The 20,164-nt window shown below is 72.8% G+C and carries 14 protein-coding genes; 8 read left to right on the top strand and 6 right to left on the bottom strand.

Annotated features, from left to right (window positions below; genetic code table 11):
• Positions 1–81: 81 nt before the first annotated feature.
• Both NUV38_RS03170 and NUV38_RS03165 read right to left on the bottom strand, forming a co-directional pair.
• Positions 82–1,347, bottom strand: coding sequence for a M18 family aminopeptidase (locus NUV38_RS03170; protein WP_257727714.1), 1,266 nt, complete (start codon positions 1,345–1,347; stop codon positions 82–84).
• A gap of 115 nt (positions 1,348–1,462) precedes the next feature.
• On the bottom strand, positions 1,463–2,431 hold the full coding sequence (locus NUV38_RS03165; RefSeq protein ID WP_257727713.1) for a DUF3068 domain-containing protein: 969 nt from the start codon (positions 2,429–2,431) through the stop codon (positions 1,463–1,465).
• Positions 2,432–2,555: 124 nt separating this feature from the next.
• On the opposite strand from NUV38_RS03165, the gene NUV38_RS03160 reads away from it, so the two are divergent.
• The 4 genes from NUV38_RS03160 to NUV38_RS03145 are packed head-to-tail and all read left to right on the top strand — an operon-like array spanning position 2,556 to position 9,310.
• Entirely contained in the window at positions 2,556–4,352 is a 1,797-nt protein-coding gene (locus NUV38_RS03160) for a hypothetical protein (protein ID WP_257727712.1), read from the top strand.
• Positions 4,349–6,325, top strand: coding sequence for a hypothetical protein (locus NUV38_RS03155; RefSeq protein ID WP_257727711.1), 1,977 nt, complete (start codon positions 4,349–4,351; stop codon positions 6,323–6,325). Before NUV38_RS03160 ends, NUV38_RS03155 begins: the two co-directional genes overlap by 4 nt.
• The gene (locus NUV38_RS03150) at positions 6,322–8,148 is read left to right on the top strand and encodes a hypothetical protein (protein ID WP_257727710.1); all 1,827 of its coding nucleotides are present in this window, start codon (positions 6,322–6,324) and stop codon (positions 8,146–8,148) included. The genes NUV38_RS03155 and NUV38_RS03150 overlap by 4 nt, the downstream gene beginning before the upstream one ends.
• Positions 8,141–9,310 (top strand): acyltransferase, encoded by a 1,170-nt coding sequence (locus tag NUV38_RS03145; RefSeq protein ID WP_257727709.1) that lies wholly within the window; start codon positions 8,141–8,143, stop codon positions 9,308–9,310. The genes NUV38_RS03150 and NUV38_RS03145 overlap by 8 nt, the downstream gene beginning before the upstream one ends.
• On the opposite strand, the gene NUV38_RS03140 is transcribed toward NUV38_RS03145, so the two are convergent.
• Together NUV38_RS03140 and NUV38_RS03135 are read right to left on the bottom strand one after the other, a co-directional pair.
• Positions 9,211–13,215, bottom strand: a complete 4,005-nt coding sequence (locus tag NUV38_RS03140) for an alpha-(1->3)-arabinofuranosyltransferase (protein ID WP_257727708.1) — start codon at positions 13,213–13,215, stop codon at positions 9,211–9,213. The two genes, NUV38_RS03145 and NUV38_RS03140, sit on opposite strands and share 100 nt — an antisense overlap.
• Positions 13,212–13,943, bottom strand: coding sequence for a class I SAM-dependent methyltransferase (locus NUV38_RS03135; RefSeq protein WP_257727707.1), 732 nt, complete (start codon positions 13,941–13,943; stop codon positions 13,212–13,214). Before NUV38_RS03135 ends, NUV38_RS03140 begins: the two co-directional genes overlap by 4 nt.
• A gap of 55 nt (positions 13,944–13,998) precedes the next feature.
• Here NUV38_RS03135 and NUV38_RS03130 point away from each other — a divergent pair, with 55 nt between their 5' ends.
• The gene (locus NUV38_RS03130; protein WP_257727706.1) at positions 13,999–15,171 is read left to right on the top strand and encodes a glycosyltransferase family 4 protein; all 1,173 of its coding nucleotides are present in this window, start codon (positions 13,999–14,001) and stop codon (positions 15,169–15,171) included.
• Positions 15,172–15,255: 84 nt separating this feature from the next.
• Here NUV38_RS03130 and NUV38_RS03125 read toward each other — a convergent pair whose 3' ends face one another.
• Positions 15,256–15,402: a hypothetical protein gene (locus NUV38_RS03125; RefSeq protein ID WP_257727705.1), complete on the bottom strand. Its 147-nt coding sequence runs from the start codon at positions 15,400–15,402 to the stop codon at positions 15,256–15,258.
• An 87-nt stretch (positions 15,403–15,489) separates the two neighbouring features.
• Between NUV38_RS03125 and NUV38_RS03120 the strand changes: the two genes are divergently transcribed.
• The 3 genes from NUV38_RS03120 to NUV38_RS03110 are packed head-to-tail and all read left to right on the top strand — an operon-like array spanning position 15,490 to position 18,474.
• A complete protein-coding gene (locus NUV38_RS03120; RefSeq protein ID WP_257727704.1) occupies positions 15,490–16,368 on the top strand; it encodes a decaprenyl-phosphate phosphoribosyltransferase in 879 nt (292 codons plus the stop codon).
• A gap of 32 nt (positions 16,369–16,400) precedes the next feature.
• A complete protein-coding gene (locus NUV38_RS03115; protein ID WP_257727728.1) occupies positions 16,401–17,714 on the top strand; it encodes an FAD-binding protein in 1,314 nt (437 codons plus the stop codon).
• 7 nt (positions 17,715–17,721) lie between these two features.
• Positions 17,722–18,474, top strand: a complete 753-nt coding sequence (locus NUV38_RS03110) for a decaprenylphospho-beta-D-erythro-pentofuranosid-2-ulose 2-reductase (RefSeq protein ID WP_257727703.1) — start codon at positions 17,722–17,724, stop codon at positions 18,472–18,474.
• On the opposite strand, the gene NUV38_RS03105 is transcribed toward NUV38_RS03110, so the two are convergent.
• Complete coding sequence (locus NUV38_RS03105; RefSeq protein ID WP_257727702.1) at positions 18,424–20,148, bottom strand: hypothetical protein; 1,725 nt, start codon at positions 20,146–20,148, stop codon at positions 18,424–18,426. The genes NUV38_RS03110 and NUV38_RS03105 overlap by 51 nt on opposite strands.
• Positions 20,149–20,164: the final 16 nt, after the last annotated feature.

Below are 20,164 nucleotides of genomic sequence, written 5' to 3'. Positions count from 1 at the left end.
TCTCAGGGTACGCGATCTTCCTCGGCTCCGGGGTGGCGGGGCCCCTGAGACGCCCAGGCCGGTCGCGAGCCGGCCGGACCGTCAGTCGGCGAGCTCGAAGAAGGCCGTGAGGGCCTTCACGTAGTGCTCGACGTCGGCGGCGGCCATCGTCTCCCGCGCGGAGTGCATGGCCAGCTGGGGCGCTCCGAAGTCCACGGTGGTGATGCCGGTCCGGGCGGCGCTGATGGGTCCGATCGTGGACCCGCACGGCAGGTCGGCCCGGTGGACGTACCGCTGCAGCGGGACGCCGACGCTCTCGCAGGCTCGCGCGAACACCGCCGCGCCGACGGCGTCGGTCGCGTAGCGCAGGTTCTGGTTGACCTTGAGCACGGGCCCTCCCCCGAGCACGACGTGGTGCAGCGGCTCGTGGCGCTCGGCGTGGTTGGGATGCGTGGCGTGCGCCATGTCGCCGGACGCGCAGATCGACCCGGCCACGGCGCGGTGCAGGTCGTCGCGCGCTCCTCCGGCGGCCAGCACGATGCGCTCGAGCACGGTGAGCAGCAGGTCGGAGGCCGCCCCCCGCTCCGAGGAGCTGCCGACCTCCTCGTGGTCGAACAGCACGAGCACCGAGCGCCGGCCCGGAACCGGCCCGGAACCCGAGGTGGCCGAGGCCAGGAACGCCGCGAGCCCGGCGAAGCAGGTGGCCTGGTTGTCCAGCCGCGGGGCAGCGACCAGCCAGCCGTCGGCCCCGACGCGCCCGCTCGGCACCACGTCGGTCGTCATGAGCTCGTGGCCGAGGACGTCCTCGGCCGCGAAACCCTGCCGCTCCCCCAGCCAGGCCAGGAACGGCGTGCCCCGCTGCGACCACACCGCGTCGAGGTGACGCTGGCGGTCGGGCGCCCCGGCGGCGTCGCGGTCGAGATGGATGGCCAGGTTCGGCACGCGCAGCACGGGCTCGTCGACGTGGACGAGCCGCTCGGACCCGTCGCGCAGCACCACCCGGCCGGCGATGCCGAGGTCGCGGTCGAGCCACGTCGTGAGCAACGGTCCTCCGTACGGCTCGAGCGCGAGCACGTCGGTGCCCTCGAACCGCCGGTCGTGGTGCTGCTTGAGGCGCAGGTTCGGGCTGTCGGTGTGGGCACCGACGATGCGGAACGGGTCGGCCGGTCCGGTCGCCGCGGTGTCGTCCCACGCCACGAGGGAGCCGCCACGCACCACGTAGCCTCGTCCGCCCGAGGCGGGCCAGGCATCGCGCTCGTCCGTGCGGGACCAGCCTGCGGCGTCGAGCGCCGCGGCCGCCGTCGCCACGGCATGGAAGGGCGACGGCGAGGCGTCCACGAAGCGGCAGAGGTCGTCGGCAGCAGGCATGGCCTCACCGTATCGAGCATGGTCCGACCGGTCCCGAGACCCCGCCGCCGTCGCGCACGAACGCCTCCGGCGCGCCACCGGTGAGGGTGGCGCGCCGGAGGCGGTGGTGGCGTGACTACGCGGTGTGCGTGCCGTTCTCCCGGCGTCCGCGGGCCAGGACGACCACGCCGACGGCGAGCAGCAGCAGTCCCACGAGCCCACCCACGATCGGGAAGGTCGAGTTCACGGCCTTCAGCAGCGTGGCCTTGCCCTTGTACTCGTCGACCGTCTCCTGGATGTAGGCGTCGGTGTAGCCGAGCGTGGCCTCCGTGGTCGTGGCCCTGCGCTCGCCGGCGACCTCCAGGTACGCGTCCTGCGACTCCCCGCCGCGGATGATGACGCCCGTGACGGGCTCCACCAGGAACGTGCGCGTGTTGGCGTAGATCCGGTCGGCGACCACGGTCGACCGGTCCTCGCCGACGAGCGAGCCGGGGACCGCGATGGTCCCCGTCTTCGTCGGCTCGATGACCTGCTCGAACTCGTAGACGTCGAGGCCCTTGATGGTGGTCTCGCCCTGGTACGTCGCGGGCGTGGCCTCCTTCAGGGTGCCGTCCCAGAACATGTAGTCCTTCTTCTCGGTCCCGAAGGGGAACTTGAAGTAGAGGCCCTTGAAGGCTCCACGCGTCTTGGTGCCACCGGACTCGGTGCGCGTCTTGGCCCAGTCGACGGTCTCGCCCGTGTGGGCGTCGAACGCGACGGTGTCCCTCGTGCTGCTCAGGGGGGTCTCACCGCTGCCGCAGTCGAAGTCGGGCGTGTCGGTGCACGTGAACGTGTCCCACACGGCGATGTCGCGGTTCAGCTGGTCGGAGGCCTCCTCGCTCAGCTCGACGTTGCCCTCGACGATGCGCGTGGACTTGAGCGGACCCGTCACGACGGCCGGTCCCCCCTCGGCCCCCACGTCGAGGTACTCGGCGTCCTCGCCGGCCGCGGTCTGCGAGATGCTCGTGGTCTGGTTGTTGTCAGGGACGACCGCGAGACGGTCGTACATGTAGAACTTGCTCAGACCTGCCAGTACCACCAGGAAGGCGCCCAGTACGAGCGCCACCAGTCCCAGCTTCTTTCCCACAGTGGGGCTCCCTCCGCCGTTGTGATCAGCGGCACGTTACCAGTCCGTAGGGTCACGACTCGCCGCCCGCGCCGGACCCGGGCACGTGGCAGGATCCTCCCTTGTGACCCTGCGCCTCCGACCGCCTTCCGCGGTGACCTCGGCGGCCCTCCTGATCATCCTCGTGCAGCTGGTCGTGCGGGGTGTGTACGTCTCGCGCAGCTGGTTCCTGCTCGACGACCACATCTTCATGGCCGACATCGCTCGGGGCCAGGACGACCTCGACTGGTACCTGCGCCTGCACCAGGGTCACTTCATGCCCCTCTCGTTCCTGCTGGTGAAGCTGGTGGTGAGCGTCAGCGAGCCGTACAGCTGGTGGCCCGTGGCCGTCGAGATCCTCGCGCTCCAGGCTCTCGCCTCCCTCGCCTGCTGGTGGATGTTGCGCACGGTGTTCGGGGCCGGCCGCACCGCCGTGGTCGCGCTCGCTGTCTACGCCTCGACCGCGCTCACCATGCCGGCCCTGCTCTGGTGGGCGGTCGCGATTAACCAGTACCCGCACCAGATCGCCTTCTTCGGTGCCATCGCGGCCCACGTGCTCTACGCGCGCACCCGGCGACGGCGATGGGTCGCCGTCGCCGGCCTCTTCCTGCTGGTGGGCTACCTGTCCTACGCGAAGACCGGTCTGATCGTGGTCACGCTCGTGCTGCTGACCCTCATCTGGCTCGTGCGCGGCACGCCCTGGGACCGCTTCTGGTCGGCCGTGCACCAGTTCAGGTCCGCCTGGGTCGTCTACGGCGCCCTGAGCGTCGCGTGGCTCGGCATCTACCTGACCCGTCCGCAGGTGGGTCTCGGCGGTCGACCCAGCCAGTTCCTGACGCTCGTGCAGGCCCAGATCTTCGAGTCCACGATTCCCACGGTGCTCGGGGGGCCCGTGCGCTGGACGCCCTTCGGAGAGGGACCGGTGCAGTTCGCCGCACCACCACTCCCCCTGGTCGTGGCCTGCACCGTGGTCCTGGCCGTCGCGCTGCTGCACGCGTGGGGCACCCGTCGGCGAGCCCTCCTGGTGCTGTGGCCCGTCGGGGTGTACCTGCTGGCCTCGGCGGTCCTGGTCTACGAGGGACGAGCCTTCGCCATCGGTCTGCTCGGCGGCGGCAGCGTCGGCATCCAGGTGCAGTACCTCTCCGACGCCACACCCCTGCTGCTCCTCGCAGGGACGGCGATGTTCCGGCCGGTGGTGGGCGTGGCCGACCCGCCCGTCGCCCGTGACCGTCCCCTGGCGCGGATCGCACCGCCCCGGTGGGCCCTGGCCGGTCTCGGGTGCGTCGTGGTGGGGCTCGGACTCCTCAGCTCGACGACCTACGCACGGGGCTACGTCGACTTCCCCGAGCGGCGCACCACCGGGCAGGCCGTCGAGGCGCTCCGCGCCGGCGACGACCTCCGCCTGACCGACACCCTCGTCCCCCCGAGCATCGCCACACCACTGTTCGGCGAACGGTCCCTCACCGCGAACTACTTCGCGCTCCTCCGGGACCACTTCGAGGTCTACTCCGCAGGCGTCGACCTGCGCACGCTGGACGATGCAGGTCGGCTCCGTGCGGCGGACGTCGCACCGGTCGAGGGCGTCCTCCCCGAGCCTGCCCTCGACCGGTGCGTCCCGGTCGGACCCGGTGGTCGCACCTTCGGCATCGTCCCGCCGGCCGCCCTGGGCCTCTGGGTCGCCGTCGACTACCGGTCGCAGGACTCCGGGACGCTGTCCGTCGGTGGCATCGGCGTGACCAGGCTCGGCATCGACGCGCCGGCCGGCCGTCACCGGCTCCTGGCCGCCGCACCCGCGCCACGCCAGACCATCACGGTGGGCGCGAGCGAGGGCACCGAGCTCTGCGTGACCAGGATCCGCTACGGGAGGGTGGTGGCCCGATGAGCACCCACCAGGACCCGGTCGTCCGGCTCCTGCGCCGCGCCGGACGACGCATCGCGACCTCCCGGCCGGCCCGCAGTCGCATGGCCCGTCGGCTCCCACGGATGGGGACGACGTCGGCTCTGGCGCTCGCCCTCATCGCCGCGTCGCTCCTGGTGCGCGGGTGGGCGGCGTCGCGCAGCTGGTTCATGTGGGACGACTACATCTTCATCGCCGACGTCCTCCAGGGTCAGGTGGGCTGGGCGTGGCTGTTCCAGAGCCACTTCAGCCTGCTCCAGCCCGTCTCCTTCGCGATGGTCGCGCTCGTGGGCCAGGCCGGCTTCGCCTGGTGGGTCTACGCCCTGCACATCGTCGTGCTGCAGGCGCTGGCCTCGGTGGCGTGCTGGACGATGCTGCGGGTCCTCTTCGGTGACCACCGGGTCCTGCTCCTCCCCCTGGCCTTCTACGTGTTCAGCCCGTTCACGGTCCCGGGCGACGTCTGGTGGTCCGTGGCGATCTACCAGCACACGTTCCACATCGCGATCTTCGGCGCGGTGGCCTGCCACGTGACCTGGTTGCGTCGGCGCCGACCCCTGCCGCTGGTCGGCACCTTCGCCTTCACGCTCCTGGGGCTCGGCTCGTACCTGAAGGCACCGCTCATCTGCTTCGTGCTGCTCGGGATCTCGCTGCTGTGGTTCACGAGCGGGTCGTGGCGCGCGCGCCTGCGCCAGCTGGCCACCCAGTGGCCGGTCTGGCTCGGCCTGGGCGTCATGCTCGCGGGCTACGTCGTCCTGTGGTTCTCGCAGCAGACGACCGCCCCTCCGAACCAGGCGTGCGAGGCCCCGCAGCTCGTGGAGACCTCCCTGCTCGAGACCGTGGGCACGGGCCTCGTCGGCGGACCGTGGTCGTGGCGGCTGTGGACCGGGGGCATCGATCCCTTCATCGCTGCGTCCGACTGCGTGCCCCTGGCCTACCGCGGGACGCCGGACCTCATCGTCGGTGGCGCCCCGCAGTCCCTCGTCGCCGCTCCTCTGGCCCTCGTCGCCCTCTCGTGGGTCCTCGTGGTCGTGCTGGTCCTGCACCGCTGGGCACGCCACCGCAACGCCCTGCTGTCGCTGTGGATCGTCGTGCCCTACACGGCGGCCTCGATCGGCCTGGTCTTCGGTGGTCGGGCAGCGACCTTCGGCAGCCAGGTGGGTGCGCGGGAGGTGCGCTACTTCGCCGACCTCGCCGCCGTCGGCGCCCTCGCCCTGGCGACGGCCCTGCTGACGATCCGTGGCGCCCGCACCGGCCCGGAGCGCCGAACCGACCCCCGCATCCTGGTACCCCTGCCGCGCAGCGGCGTGATCATGCTGGTCACCGTGTTCGTGGCCGGCTCGTTGGTCTCGACCATCACCTACGCGCTCCCCTGGCACGCCGAGGCCGACCCCCGCGCCTTTCCCGAGCGGGCCTACGTCGCGGCCGTGGAACGGTCCCTGGACCAGCGGGACGGTCCCGTGACCGTGGCCGACCTCCCACTTCCCGTGACCGTCGCCAACCCCCTGACCCCGCCGTACAACCTGCCCTCGTGGAAGCTAGCCGCCCTCGGCGACCGGCTGCGCACCACGACCCAGGGCTCGGACCTGCTGATGCTCGATGCCGAGGGTCGGATCCGCCGGGCGACCATCGACGCCCCCGGGCGGGCCGCGCCCGGCGACGTCGAGGGCTGCGGACACCTCGTGCAGCAGGCACGCACGGGCATCCCGGTCACCGAGGTCGTCGCCGGACCGTGGTGGGTGCGCATCGACTACCTGGCGAGTGCCGACGGCTTCGTCGACGTGACGGCCGGCGACATGTTCCGACGGATCCAGGTGGACCGGGGTCTGCACAGCATGCTGTTCGCGAGCGGTGGCGACTTCCGCACGGTCGGCCTGGTCGCCTCGGCCGGTCTCAGCGTGTGCGTCGACGACGTGCGCGTCGGCTCCGTGACACCACGCGACGAGGAGCCCTCCTCGTGAGGCGCCGGCCGCTCGACCGCGAGGAGTGGGTCGTCCTCGGTGCGCTCGCCCTCGTGGTCGCGGCGCTGCTCTTCCGGCTCTGGGCCGTGACCGGGAGCTGGTTCTACTCCGACGACTTCATCTTCCTCGGCGACACCGCCACCGGGACCGACCGCGGGCGGTGGTTCCTGGAGCCGCACAACGTCCACTTCATGCCCTTCAGCCGCTGGCTCACGACACTCGTCGGGCACAGCGGTCCCTACGCGTGGTGGGCCGCGGTCGTGCAGATCCTGGCCTTGCAGCTCGCGGCGGCCGTGGCGTGCTGGTGGATGCTCCGCACCGTGTTCGGCGACCGGCCCGGGATCCTCCTCCCGCTCGCGCTCTACCTGTTCTCGCCCGCGACCGTCCCGACGACGGTGTGGTGGGCCGCGGCCATCAACCAGCTCCCCCACCAGGTCGCGCTGATGGGTGCCGTCGCGGCGCACGTCGGCTACCTGCGGCACCGCACCCCGGCACGAGCCGTCCTCACCGGCGCCTTCCTCGTCCTTGGGTACGCGAGCTACACCAAGTCGGTCCTGATCCCGGTGCTGCTGCTCGTCGTGACGTTCTGCTACTTCGCGTCGCAGCGGCGCCTCGTCCCCCGACTGCGCGAGACGGTGGGGCGCTACTGGCACGCCTGGGTCGTGACCGGCGGTCTGACCGTGGTCTACCTGTGGATCTACCTGACCGTGGCCCCCAGCTCGCCGGCCCCCACTCCGTCCGTGGTCTTCGACACGGTCGACCTGTCCCTCGTCCGCTCGGCGGTGCCCGCGTTGCTCGGTGGACCCTGGTGGTGGACCAGCCTGGGCCAGCCGGGCGGGGTGGGGCCCCGGCTGTTCGTCGACACCCCGCTGCTGCTGGTCGTGGTGGCCTGGCTCGCGCTGGGGGGCCTCACGGTCTGGCAGGGCCTGCGCCGTCGTCGGGCCTGGTGGCCGGTCCTGATCGTCCTCGGCTACGCCGTCCTCGGTGCAGGGATCATCGCCGTCGGTCGCGCCACGGCCTTCGGTCCGGAGTCCGCGGCGCTCGAGCTGCGCTACTTCGCCGACCTGGCAGCCGTGGCCGCGCTCTGCCTGGGGCTCGCGACCATGCCGGTGGTCGGTGCGCACCAGTCGCTCGAACCGCGGGAGCCCGCCGTGCTCGTCACGCCGCTGCGCAGGCGCTGGGTCGTCGCGACGGCCGCCGCGGTGCTCGTCTCGGGCCTGGTCAGCTCCGTGCTCTACGTGCGACCGTGGCACGAGGAGGCCACCATGCCGCAGCGGGCGTACCTGGCGACGGTCGAGTCCCAGACGTCGTCGACGACGTCGCGGCAGGTCCTCGACACCGGTGTGCCGGACGTCGTGCTCTGGTCGGCGGCCTTCCCGAAGAACCTGACCTCGCGGGTGCTCGCCCCCCTCGGGAACCGGCTGGAGTTCGTCGACCAGGGGGTCGACCTGCAGATGGTGGACCTCTCCGGCCGGATCGTGGACGCCAAGGTCGGCGGCGGGGCCCGCAACGTCCCCGGCCCCGTGGAGGACTGCGGCTACCTCGTGCGCCCCGGCGCGACGGCTCGCATCCCGGTGGCGCCGGTGCTGGACTTCCCGTTCACGCTCTCCTTCGGGTACCTGGCGGCCGGCGACCTCTCCGCCCAGGTCACCGCCGGCACGACCGTGCGGGACATCGAACTCGAGAGCGGTGCCCACACGGCCTTCGTGCCGTCCACGGGTGCGTACGAGGCACTCGTCGTCCGCAACGACGGGGCCGCTGCCCTGTGCATCGACACCGTGTCGGTCGGCGGCATCGAGCCCCTGGAGGTGCCCGGTGCCTGAGACCACGCGCCGGACCTATCCGGGCCTCGACACCGTCCGGGCCCTGGCGGCACTCGCGGTCCTGGCCACCCACACCAGCTTCTGGGCAGGGTTCTATCCCCAGGGTCTGCTCGGCGCGATGACGGCTCGCCTCGACATCGGCGTCGCCATCTTCTTCGTGCTCTCGGGGTTCCTCCTGGGCCAGCCGTTCCTCGCTGCCATGGCCGACGGGACCGCCTCGCCGCGCGCGGGACGCTACCTCTGGAAACGCTTCCTGCGGATCGTCCCGCTGTACGTCGTCACCGTGGTCGTGGCACTCCTCGCACTGCCGGAGAACGACGGCGCCGGGCCGGGCAGCTGGATCCGCCAGCTCACCCTCACGCAGGTGTACCCGCCGTCCGACCTCGTGGCCGGCCTGACGCACATGTGGAGCCTCTGCGTCGAGGTCGCGTTCTACCTCGCCCTGCCCCTGCTCCTGTGGCCCCTGCACCGCTGGTCGGCCCGTCGTGGCTGGAACCCGAGGACCGTGCTCCTGGTGCTGGCCGGGGCGGGCCTCGCGTCATGGTGCTGGCTCGGCCTGGTCGCTCCGCGCGTGGACGGCTCGAACCTCTGGCTCCCGGCGTTCCTCGGCTGGTTCGCCGTGGGACTCGCGCTCGCGGTGGTGGACCTCGAGCGCCGCGCTGCTCCTCGGTTCGCCGGTCTCGCGGGGCTCGCCGGCCAGCCCGGGGTCTGCTGGACCCTCGCCGCAGCCGCCTTCGCCGTCTCGGCGACGCCGTTGGCGGGGCCGACCCTGCTCGAGCAGCCGACGGCGGGCCAGGCGGTCGTCAAGAGCGTCCTGTACGCCGTCGCGGCCGGGCTCGTCGTCCTGCCGTCGGTGCTCGGTCCGGCCGACACCCGGTACGCCCGCGCGATGGCCTGGGGGCCACTGCGACACCTGGGCCACATCTCGTACGGCATCTTCTGCCTGCACCTGCTGGTCGTGCACGGCGTGGCCGCTGCCCTCGACCTGCCGCTGTACCAGGGCAACGGCTGGACCCTGTTCGGCCTGACGGTCCTGGGCAGCGTCGTCGCAGCGGAGATCGCCTACCGGCTGGTGGAGAGGCCCGCGATGCGCCTCAAGGACCGGGGACGCGGCACGACGGCCCCCACGAGCGCACCCAGCGCCAGCAGCACCAGGAGCTGAGGCCACGCCTCGGCCCCGGCCCACCCGCCCACCGATCCCCACGGCGCCAGCACGTACCCCGTCCCCGCCGCCGTCACCGCCAGGGGCGCGACCCAGGTGCCTCGCCCGCGCAGCAGTCCGGTCACCACGGCACCGACGGCGGCCACGGCCAGCCCTGCCCATCCGCCGAGGAGTCCGACCGACACGACGGTCGCGAGGCCCAGGACCGTCGCGCGGAGGCGCCGTCGCGGTCGCGCACCGGATCCCGGCACGCCTCGGGGGCTCGAGCGCCAGCACCAGAGGACCAGGCCGAGCACCAGCACGGCTCCCACGGCCAGACCCAGGCGGTAGACCGTACCGGCGCCGAACGACGCCTGGACGTCTCCCCGGTCCGTGATCCACCCCTGCATCCAGCCGTTGACGGTCACGGCCGTGGCGTCATCGGCCGTCCAGCCCGGGTTCGCCGTCTGGGGGACGGCGACGAGGCGCTCCGTGCCCTCACCGAGGTCGTCGACCCGCAGCGTGCCGCTGCCGTCGCGCCCGATGGCGCTCTCGGAGCCGGCGGCGTCGGCGCGCGGTCCCTGCGACAGACGCAGGAGGGTGGGTCGGAAGGCCTCGCTGCCCCGGACCACGATCCGGTTGTCACCCTCCTGCAGCGCGATCGAGCCACCGCCCTCGCACACCGTGGCGGGGAGCTCGGCTCGCGCCGCGACGGCGGCGCGCGACCCGCGGACGGAGGTCGGGTACCGCGCATCGTTCACCTGGAGGTCGGGACCGGAGCCGCACGGGAGGTCGATCGTGGTGGCGGCTCCTTCCGCGGGATCGACCCCGCTCCCGGGCAGCGACACCTCGCTGACCCCGACGGGCAGACCGCTTCCCGATCCGTCGAAGCCGAGGGTGGACCGGACGTACACGTCGGTGACCGTCACCCTCACCCGTCGTGTGTCGGCCGGGCGCTCGAGCTCGGCCAGGCCGTCGATGTCGAACCGCACGCGCTGCCGGGTGCCGTCGTCCAGCTCGACGACGCCCCGCCGCGGCGCCGACGCCGCCAGCGTCGGATCGGTGCGCAGCCTGATCCGCGAGACCTCGGCGTCCTCGTCGAGACGCAGGGTGATCGTCGGGTCGCTGTCGCCGAGCGAGGCCACCCATCCGGTCTGCGGATCTCCGTCGACCATCGCCAACGGTCCGGCCGCGGGGTCCGAGGAGGCCGACGAGGTCGTCGTCGGCTCCACCGGACCGGCGAGGAGCCTCTGGAGGTCCGTGCCGTCGACGGGCAGCACGCTCATCCCGGAGGCGAACACCGCTCCCGCCCGCATCGGCACCACGCGGTCGAGCAACGATGCGTCCTCACCGCGGCCGTCGCGGCCCGGGACGCACCGCGTGACCCCTTCGACGCGCCAGCACGAGGCTTCGCCGGGGTCGGCCGTGAGCACCACGTCCGTGGGCGTGCCCCACGCCTCAGGCAGCTCGGGGAGCCGAAGGGGGCGCGCCAGCGGAGCGCGAGGCACGTCCACCTCGGCGAGGGACAGCGGGTCGAGGTCCGGACGGGGCAGACCGACGCGCAGCGTCCGCGTGGTCCCCGCCTCGATCGAGGCAGGACGTCCGGCCCGCAGCCTGAGCGTCTGGACGCCGCGGTCGGTGCGGACCTCGACCGTCCTCGGCTCGGCCCCTCTCGGCAGGGTGACCGTCGCGCCGTCGGTGGAGACGGCACGTCCGTACCGCACCTCCAGCCACCCGTCGAGGTCGCCGGCGGTCCAGGCCGTGCTCGGGTCCCCGTCGAGCGCCGCCCACGGAGCCGCCGTCTGGTCGATCCGACCCTGGGTGACGTCCGACGCCGAGGACGAGGCTGCGACGTCCTGGGTCCCTTCGAGCTCGGGCACGGTCTGCCAGGTCTCGTCGCCCCGGGTGACGTAGTCGTGCACGGGCCGCTCGATCCGGTACGGATCGGTTCGCGCCAGCGAGGCGGACCGGTTGTCCACGACGCGACCGAACGCGACCTCCTGCCGCCGGTCCGTGTCGGTCAGGAGCACCTGGCGTGGGGTGAGGGTGTCGGGCACGTCGCGGGCCATCAGCACGTCGACGCCCGTGGGCAGCAGGCCCAGCAGCTGTGCCGCAGGACTCCCGACCACGACGGGTGTCGCGTCAACCTGCTGGCTGCGTGCCGTCGACGCCGAGGTCTCGGCGACCTCGAAGATCTCGACGGCACGGTGGCGTGCCTGGCGGCCCCCGTTCACGAACACCGTCTCGCCGTCGTCGGTCTCCTGGCTGGCGGGGCTGCCGATCCGGGGTCCGAACCCGGCCCGTCGCTGCACGCCCGGCGTGGAGGACAACGTGGAGTAGACCAGCTCCGGATCGGTCGCGCCGGTCTCGGCGAGGTCGTTGCGGACGAGGAGGAACCGGATGCCGGAGCGTCGGAGCAGGTCGGCGAGCGCCGGGGAACCGCGCCCGGAGGCGAAGGCCTCCTCGAACGCGTCGAGCGAGCGGATGGCTCCGGGCGGCACGAGCGGCACCGCGTTGCGCAGGCTCCAGGGCGTCGTGCCGAGCGCCTGCACCAGCTCGTCCCGCGGCCTGCCCCACAAGTAGTCGCCGAACGCCGATCCCGGAAGGACCAGCGTGTTCTCCTCCGACGTGTTGGTCGTCATCCACCGCGTCGCGTCGTCCCAGTAGCCCGGCACGGCGACGAAGCCACCGGTGCGTGGCAGCTCGGCCGTCCAGGCCGGGGTGGTCGCCGACGCCAGGGAGGCGACCGCGAGCACCGCGACACCGGAGACGCGCAGTCCGCGCACCGTGACCGGCTGGACCCGCGCGACCAAGTGCGCGAGCCCCAGGACCAGCGGGATCCTGAGCACCAGGTCGAACTTGTGCGTGTTCCTCAGGGGGGCGAGCGAGCCGTCGAGCCACTGCGCCACCGTCCCGCTCCCCCAGCCGCCGTCGGCCTGGCCCGCCGTCACGAGGACCAGACCGAGGAGGGTCCCGCCGACGAGCCAGCTGCGGTGCGGCACGTCGCGACGCGCAAGGCCCCACACACCGAGCGCGAGGACGAGGGTGCCGTTGAGGATGAGCAACGGCTCGGTGACCAGCGCGTTGCCGGCCACCTGCGTCCCGTCGAGGTACGGCAACCAGTTGGTCGTGCCCCTCAAGGCGTCGAACGGGTGAGCCGCGAAGGTCGTCGTCGTCGTGCTCTCGATGAAGTCCAGGAAGGGGGGACTCACCCGCCCGAGCAGGAGCAGCGGGATCCACCACCACGCGGTGGCCACGATGGTCAGCCCCGGCCACCACAGCATGAGCGTCCGACGGCGTGGGCCCGGATCGGCCAGCAGGACGAGCAGCACGCCCAGTGGCAGGACGGCAGCCGTCGCGGCGGCGTTCACCCCGCCGGTCGCCGCGACCGCGAGGGCCGCCGCCGCCGCCCACCGACGTGGGTCACCACGCGTCAACCCGATCGCGAGCGCCACGAGGACCCAGGGCGCGGTCGCCATCGGCCACACCTCGACCGAGCTCGGACCGATGACCGTGAGGATGCGGGGTGACAGCACGTAGGCCAGGGCACCGAGCATCTGGGTCCCGTGCGTCCCGATGCCCAGCACCCGCGCCAGCGTGACGACGCCCCAGAACCCCAGCACCAGCAGCAGCGCCCACCAGGCCCGCTGGACGACCCAGGGTGGCACCGCCAGCAGGTCACCGACCCAGAAGAACGGGCCCATCGGGAACAGGTAGCCGTACGCCTGGTTCTGCACCTGCCCGAACGAGCCGGCCGGGTCCCACAGGCTCAGCGCCCGCTCGAGGAAGCGCCCGGGCGCCAGGGCGAGGTCGATCTTGGTGTCGTTGACGATCCGGTCCGGCGCCTGCACGAACGCCAGCGCGACGAGCGCTGCCGAGACGGCCACCATGCGCCACCGCTGGACCGCGGTGAGTGGCGTGGTCATCGCCGTCTCAGGACGATCGCGAGGTTCCACGTCACGACCTCACGCAGCAGCGGGACGCGCAGCACCCCGTACGCCCAGCGCGGGAGGTATCGGGGCTGGAGGGCCACGACCTCGACGTCGTCACGCCCCCGGGCCCAGCGCAGCCCGGCCGCGGCAGTCACCGCGAACAGCGAGGTGCCGAAGACGTTCTTCGGGGGCCGGCCGTGCCGCCTCGTGTAGCGCCGGGCGGCGCGACGACCACCGAGGTAGTGCCACGGTGCGGTCTCGTGACCACCCCACGGCCCCCACCACAGCGTGTAGGAGCAGAACACCAGCCCACCCGGCCGGGTGACACGAACCATCTCGTCGGCCATGAGCCAGGGCTGCGGCACGTGCTCGAGCACGTTGGAGGAGTAGGTGACGTCGAAGCTGCCGTCGGCGAACGGCAGCTGCATGCCGCTGCCCAGCACCGTCCCCGGCTCCGGGTCCCCGAGTCCGCTGAGCTCTCCGAGATCCGCGTCGAGGGGGGTGTAGCGGGCGCCGGCCGCCCGGAACTCCCGCGCGAAGTAGCCCGGCCCCCCTCCCACGTCCAGCACCCACGCACCGTCGAGGTCGGTGTGGTGGGCCACGTGCGAGACGGAGTCGGCGGCGAGTGCCCCGTAGAACCGGTCGGGATCGGTCTGCTCGACGCGGAACGCCTGGAACAGCCTCCAGGATCGTCTCGTGGACGGTCGGAACGGCGCAGGCACCCGGGCACGATAGCCCAGCCCCTGGACCAGCGGCCGAGTACACTCGGGAGACCGCGTGAGGGACGCGGGGGCGCCGTTCGGCGTCGTCGAAGCGCCGACCTGGATCGGCGTCGAGGGAGGACCGGCCCCGGCCGGGCATGACGTGCACATCCTGATCTGCAACTGGCGAGACACCCGCAACCCCGAGGGCGGCGGGTCAGAGCTCTATGTCGAGCAGATGGCCCGTGGCCTGGTCGAGCGCGGGCACCACGTCACCATCGCCTGCGCCAAGCACCCCGCGGCGGCGGACGACGACGTCGTCGACGGTGTGCGCTACGTCCGTCGCGGCACCAAGCTCGACATCTACCTCGTCACGGTGCTGCGTCTCCTCCTGCGTCGCTACGGTCGGGTCGACCTCGTGGTCGACGTCCAGAACGGCCTGCCGTTCTTCACCCGCCTGGCCACGCGCCGACCGGTCGTGGTGCTGGTGCACCACGTGCACCGCGAGCAGTGGCCCGTCGTGTACCCGGGGGTCGTCGGCCGCCTGGGCTGGTGGATCGAGAGCCGGCTCTCGCCGCGGCTGTACCGACGCAGCCGGTACGTCACGGTGTCCGAGGCGAGCCGGCGGGAGCTCGTCGAGCTGGGTGTCGACGACGGCAGGATCACGGTCGTCCACAACGGCACCGCCGCGCCGCCCCCGACCCGTGCGAGCCGCAGCGAGCTCGCCCGGCTCTGCGTCCTCGGGCGTCTGGTCCCGCACAAGCAGGTCGAGCACGCCGTGGACGCCCTCGGAGCCCTGCGGACGAGTCATCCCGGCGCCACGCTCGACGTCGTCGGCGACGGATGGTGGTCCGAGGAGCTGCACGACTACGTCGCACGACGCGGGCTCACCGACGCCGTCACGTTCCACGGCCATGTCGACGACGTCCGCAAGCACGAGCTCCTCGCCCAGGCCTGGGTGATGCTCCTGCCCTCGCTCAAGGAGGGCTGGGGCCTGGTCGTCGGCGAGGCCGGGGCCCACGGCACCCCCACGATCGCCTACCGGTCGGCCGGCGGGACCACCGAGTCGATCGACCACAAGGACTCCGGGCTCCTCGTCGAGGACCACGACGAGTTCGTCGCGGCGACGTGCGAGGTCGTCCGCGACGCCCAGTGGCGGACCTTCCTCGGCGAGGGTGCGCGGGCGAAGTCGGCCACCTTCACCTGGCCGGGTGCGCAGCAGCGCTTCGCCGACGTGCTGGGGCGCTGACCACCCACGACGACGAAAAGGGCCCGGTCCTCGCGGACCGGGCCCTGTCGGACGGGTGGAGCTCGCCGCCCCGTCGGACGTTCGTCAGTTGTTGCCGTAGTTGACCGTCGACGTCTCCACCGGCTCGGTGCCGGCACTCTGCTGAGACTGGACGACGCCGACAGCGGTGGCCGCTGCCAGGCCGCACCCGACGAAGAAGGCGACGATGCCGCCGATGGCTGAAGTTCCCACAGTGATGTCCTCCCTCAAGACGTCGCCATGTTACCAGCCGGTCGGGGTCAGGGCGCGAACCCCGCTGCGCCTACCCTGGGCGGTGCCATGACGACCTCGACGCGCCGGCGAGCGCCCCTCCTGCGCGCGACCCGTCCGCGCCAGTGGACCAAGAACCTCCTCGTACTCGCGGCGCCTCTCGCCGCCGGGGTCCTCACCGACGGCACCGTGCTCCGGTCGGTCGCCACGGCCCTCGTGGCCTTCACCGTGTGTGCCGCTGCCGTGTACCTGCTCAACGACGTGGTGGACGTCGAGGACGATCGGCGACACCCCCGCAAGCGTCACCGCCCCGTGGCCTCGGGGGAGCTGTCGGCGTCGACCGCCGTGGTCGCCGCGGCCGTGCTCGCCGTGGCGGGAGTGGGGCTCGCCGTGGCCGTGCGGCCGTTGCTGGCCGTGGTCCTGCTCGTCTACCTCGTCGTCCAGGTGTCGTACGCCTACTGGCTCAAGGACCAGCCGGTCCTCGACCTCGCCGTCGTCTCCTCGGGGTTCCTGCTGCGGGCGATCGCCGGTGGCGTCGCCGCCGACGTCCCCCTGTCCCAGTGGTTCCTGCTCGTCGCCTCGTTCGGATCGCTCTTCATGGTCGCGGGCAAGCGGTACTCCGAGCTGCTCGGTGTCGGCGCCGACGGTGGCACCAGGCCGTCCCTCGCCCTCTATTCGGAGTCCTACCTGCGCTTCGTGTGGAGCACGGCCGCGGCCGTCGCCGTCACGGCGTACTCGCTGTGGGCCTTCGAGATCCCGTCCGACGCCACCGTCAACTGGCAGGCCCTCTCCATCGCGCCCTTCGTGCTGGGCATGCTGCGCTACGCGGTCGACATCGACCGCGGCCTCGCCGGGGAGCCCGAGGACGCGGTGATGCGCGACCCGGTGCTGCTCGTCCTCGCCGCGGTCTGGATCGTGCTCTTCGCCGTCGGGGTGTACGTCTCGTGACGCTGCGCAGCCTCACCGGGTGGGGCCGGACCATGCCGACGGTGTCGACCGTCCAGCCGTGCCGGTCGGTCGAGGACGTCCGGTCCGCCCTCGTCGCGAGCGGTCCACGGGGCGCGATCGCCCGGGGGCTCGGACGCAGCTACGGCGACCCCGCGCAGAACGCGGGCGGCACGGTCCTCGACCTCACCGGCATGGACGGCGTCCTCGACGTCGACGTCGACGCGGCGACCGTGACGGTGGAGGCAGGGTGCAGCCTGGACCGCCTCATGCGGCTGCTCCTGCCGCTCGGACTGTGGCTCCCGGTCGTTCCCGGGACCCGACAGGTCACCGTGGGTGGCGCCATCGCCGCAGACGTCCACGGGAAGAACCACCACCGCGACGGCAGCTTCGGCACGCACGTCACCGAGCTCGAGCTGGTGCTGCCCTCCGGCGACGTGCTGACCGTGCGGCCGGACGACCCCGATCCCCGGCTGTTCTGGGCGACCGTCGGCGGCATGGGGCTGACCGGCATCGTCACGCGCGCCACCATCGCCCTGCAGCGCGCCGAGACGTCATGGTTCGTCGTCGACACCGAGCGCACCGACGACCTCGGGACGTTGCTGACCTCGCTGGCCGAGCGCGACGCCGCGTACCCGTACTCCGTCGCGTGGTTCGACGCCGCTGCCCGCGGGTCGGCGACGGGTCGGTCCGTCATCACCCGCGGCCGCGCCGCGCGGCGGGAGGACCTCGACGCGGCCCGGTCCGCGGGCCGCCTCGAGCTGGCTGCTCCCCAGCTCGGCCGATTCCCTCTCGTGCCCCCCACGAGCCTGGTGAACCCGGTGACGGTCCGCGTCTTCAACGAGCTCTGGTTCCGCAAGGCCCCACGACACCGGGTCGACGAGCTGCAGGACGTCACCCAGTTCTTCCACCCGCTGGACGTGGTCGCCGACTGGAACCGGGTGTACGGGCCCCAGGGCTTCGCCCAGTACCAGTTCGTCGTGCCATTCGGTGCCGAGTCGGCACTCCGGGACATCGTCACCACGCTCGCGTCGTCCGGTCACGCCTCGTTCCTCAACGTCCTGAAGCGGTTCGGCTCCGCCGACCCGGCCCCGTTGTCGTTCCCGACCCCGGGGTGGACGGTCGCGGTCGACCTGCCGGTGCGACGAGGCCTCCAGCCCCTCCTGGACCGGCTCGACGAGATGGTCCTCGACGCCGAAGGCCGTCTGTACCTCGCCAAGGACTCGCGCACCTCCGCAGCCACGCTGTCTCGGATGTACCCCCGCCTCGACGAGTTCCGCGCCGTGCGTGACACCGTCGACCCCCGACGCGTCCTGCGTTCGGACCTGTCCCGCCGACTCGACCTGTGAGGCCCTCGTGATCAACGCCCTCGGCATCCCCTCCTCCGTCCTGCTCCTCGGCGGTACGTCCGACATCGCGATCGCCACGGCCGAGGCGTGGGCGGACACGTCGCCCGGACTGGAGGTGACGCTCGCCGCCCGACCCGGCGCGCGGCGCGACGCCGCGGTCGAACGCCTCCGCGCCCGTGGGTGCGTCGTGACCGCGGTCGACTTCGAGGCGGCGGACACCTCCGGCCATACCGCCGTGGTCGACACGGTCCCTGGCGACGTCGACGTCGCCCTGGTGGCCTTCGGTGTGCTCGGCGACCAGGAGCGGGCCTGGACGGACGTCGGTCTCGCGCACGAGATCGCCACCGTCAACTACGTCGCCGCCGTGACGGTCGGAGTGGCGCTCGGAGCACGGATCCGGCGTCAGGGCCATGGTGTGGTGGTGGCGCTGTCCAGCGTGGCCGGCGAACGGGCGCGCCGCTCGAACTTCGTCTACGGCTCGAGCAAGGCCGGGATGGACACGTTCTACACGGGCCTCGGGGACGCCGTGCGCGAGCACGGAGGGCGGGTCGTCGTGGTCCGGCCGGGGTTCGTGCACTCGACCATGACGCAGGGACTCGAGCCGGCTCCGCTGGCCACGACACCGGAGGCCGTGGCCGCGGCGATCGTCGACGCGGTCAGGGACGGCCGGGAGCAGGTGTGGGTGCCCAAGCCGTTGCGCGGTGTCATGTCAGGTCTTCGGCACGTGCCGCGGCCTCTGTTCCGCCGCCTGCCGCTCTGAGCCTCGACTCGCCAGGCTGCCCCCCAGGCGACGGGCCGCACCGGTGGCGCTGCCCGCGAGGGCCGCGCCGACCACGACGGCCCACACCACCCAGACCCCGGTCATCACGGCGCGGTCCGTGTCGTCGACCGCGACCTTCTTCGCACCCTCGACCGCGTACACCCGCAGGTCGGTGCCACCCAGAAGCTCCAGGCCGCGCACCGACCGGGCCGCGCGATCGGCGTCGGGAGCGGTGGTGTCGAGCACGACCAGCCCGATGCCGAGCCGCGCCAGCGCGCGGGGCACGTCCTCGGAGGCCAGGGCGCGCCGCACGGCGGCGGCCCGCGGGTCCTCCCCCGCGACCGTGCAGCCGGACACGACGAGCCGGTCGTCGGTCACCGTCGGCCGGTCGAAGAAGCGACCCGCTGGGTCGAGCACCGGTCGGCCCGCGTTCCACGAGGGCGCGCGGTAGGCGGTGAAGGGCAGCACCGCGAGGTCGCCCGGCACCGTCGACCGCTCGACGACCAGCCGCGCGGTCTCCCACGACCCGGGGTACTGCACGGGCTCCAGACGCCCCCCGATGCCGACGGCCAGCGCGGGAAGGATCGCCAGCGGCAGCAGGAGGCCTGCGACGGCGGGTGCCGCTGCCAGCCCACGCGATCCGGACACGGCCACGAGGCGGTCGATGCCGACGCCGAAGCCGACCACGAGCGCAGGCGCCAGGAGAGCGAGATAACGGGCCCCGTCGCGGAGCACCGCCGCCGGCCCGAAGGCGGCCACCAGGTCCTCCAGGGCCGTGGGCGCGAGCCACCCGGTGAAGGCGACGGCGAGACCAGCCACGGCCACCAGGAGGACGGCGACGAGGTCGGGACGGGCGGTCCGGGCCAGCACGCCCAGCCCGAGCAGGGCGAGCGCCCAGACCGTCACCGTCAGGACGACCACGAGCATCGAGCCCCTGCCCTCGGGCACGACGTCGGCGTTCCAGATGCCCCCGAGCGAGAACGCCGTGCCGACGTGCCCGAGCAGTCCTTCCGAGCGCAGCGCGAAGGCCTCGACACCGCCGGGGTCCGCCCGCACCGATCCCTGCAGGAACGACGAGACCAACCACGGCGCGTTGAGCACGGCTGCCAGCACGGTGATCCGGACCAGGCCGAACCGCGCGCCAGCGAGGAGACCGACGGCAAGTCCCATGAGCCCGCCGGCAGGCGTGAGCGCGGTCCCGGCCAGCGCCAGCACGACCGTGCGCAGGCGAGGATCGTCGCGGCGCAGCTCGGCCACGAGCCACAGGATCGCCGCGTAGCCGAGCAGCATCGGCCACTGGCCGATGGCGAGCCGCTCCAGCACGTACGGGTTCCAGATCGCCAGGGTCGCCGCGGCCAGGCGCCCGGCGAGGCCCGCCGACGCGACGAGCCGCGCGCCGCCCACCCCGGCGAGGAGCAGGGCACCGAGCAGGACCAGTCTCTGGACGAGCTGCGGGTCGACCACCGCCCCGAGCACGGCCACCACGGCGTCGGAGGGCACGGCGCGGGGCAGGGCCGACCCGAGTCCCCACAGGTCCGGACGACCCAGGTCGAGACGCGGGACCCAGACCATGTCGTAGGACAGCACGAAGCCCGACCGGAACCAGGGCAGACCGATGAGAACCGCCAGCAGCAGGCTCCACTGCAGGACGATCGTGCGGCGCCACGCGGCCATGTGCCTCCCTTGTCGA

The organism is Aeromicrobium sp. 50.2.37 (assembly GCF_024655735.1).
In the GTDB taxonomy this organism is placed as follows: domain Bacteria; phylum Actinomycetota; class Actinomycetes; order Propionibacteriales; family Nocardioidaceae; genus Aeromicrobium.
This window is presented reverse-complemented; position numbering and strand designations above follow the sequence as displayed.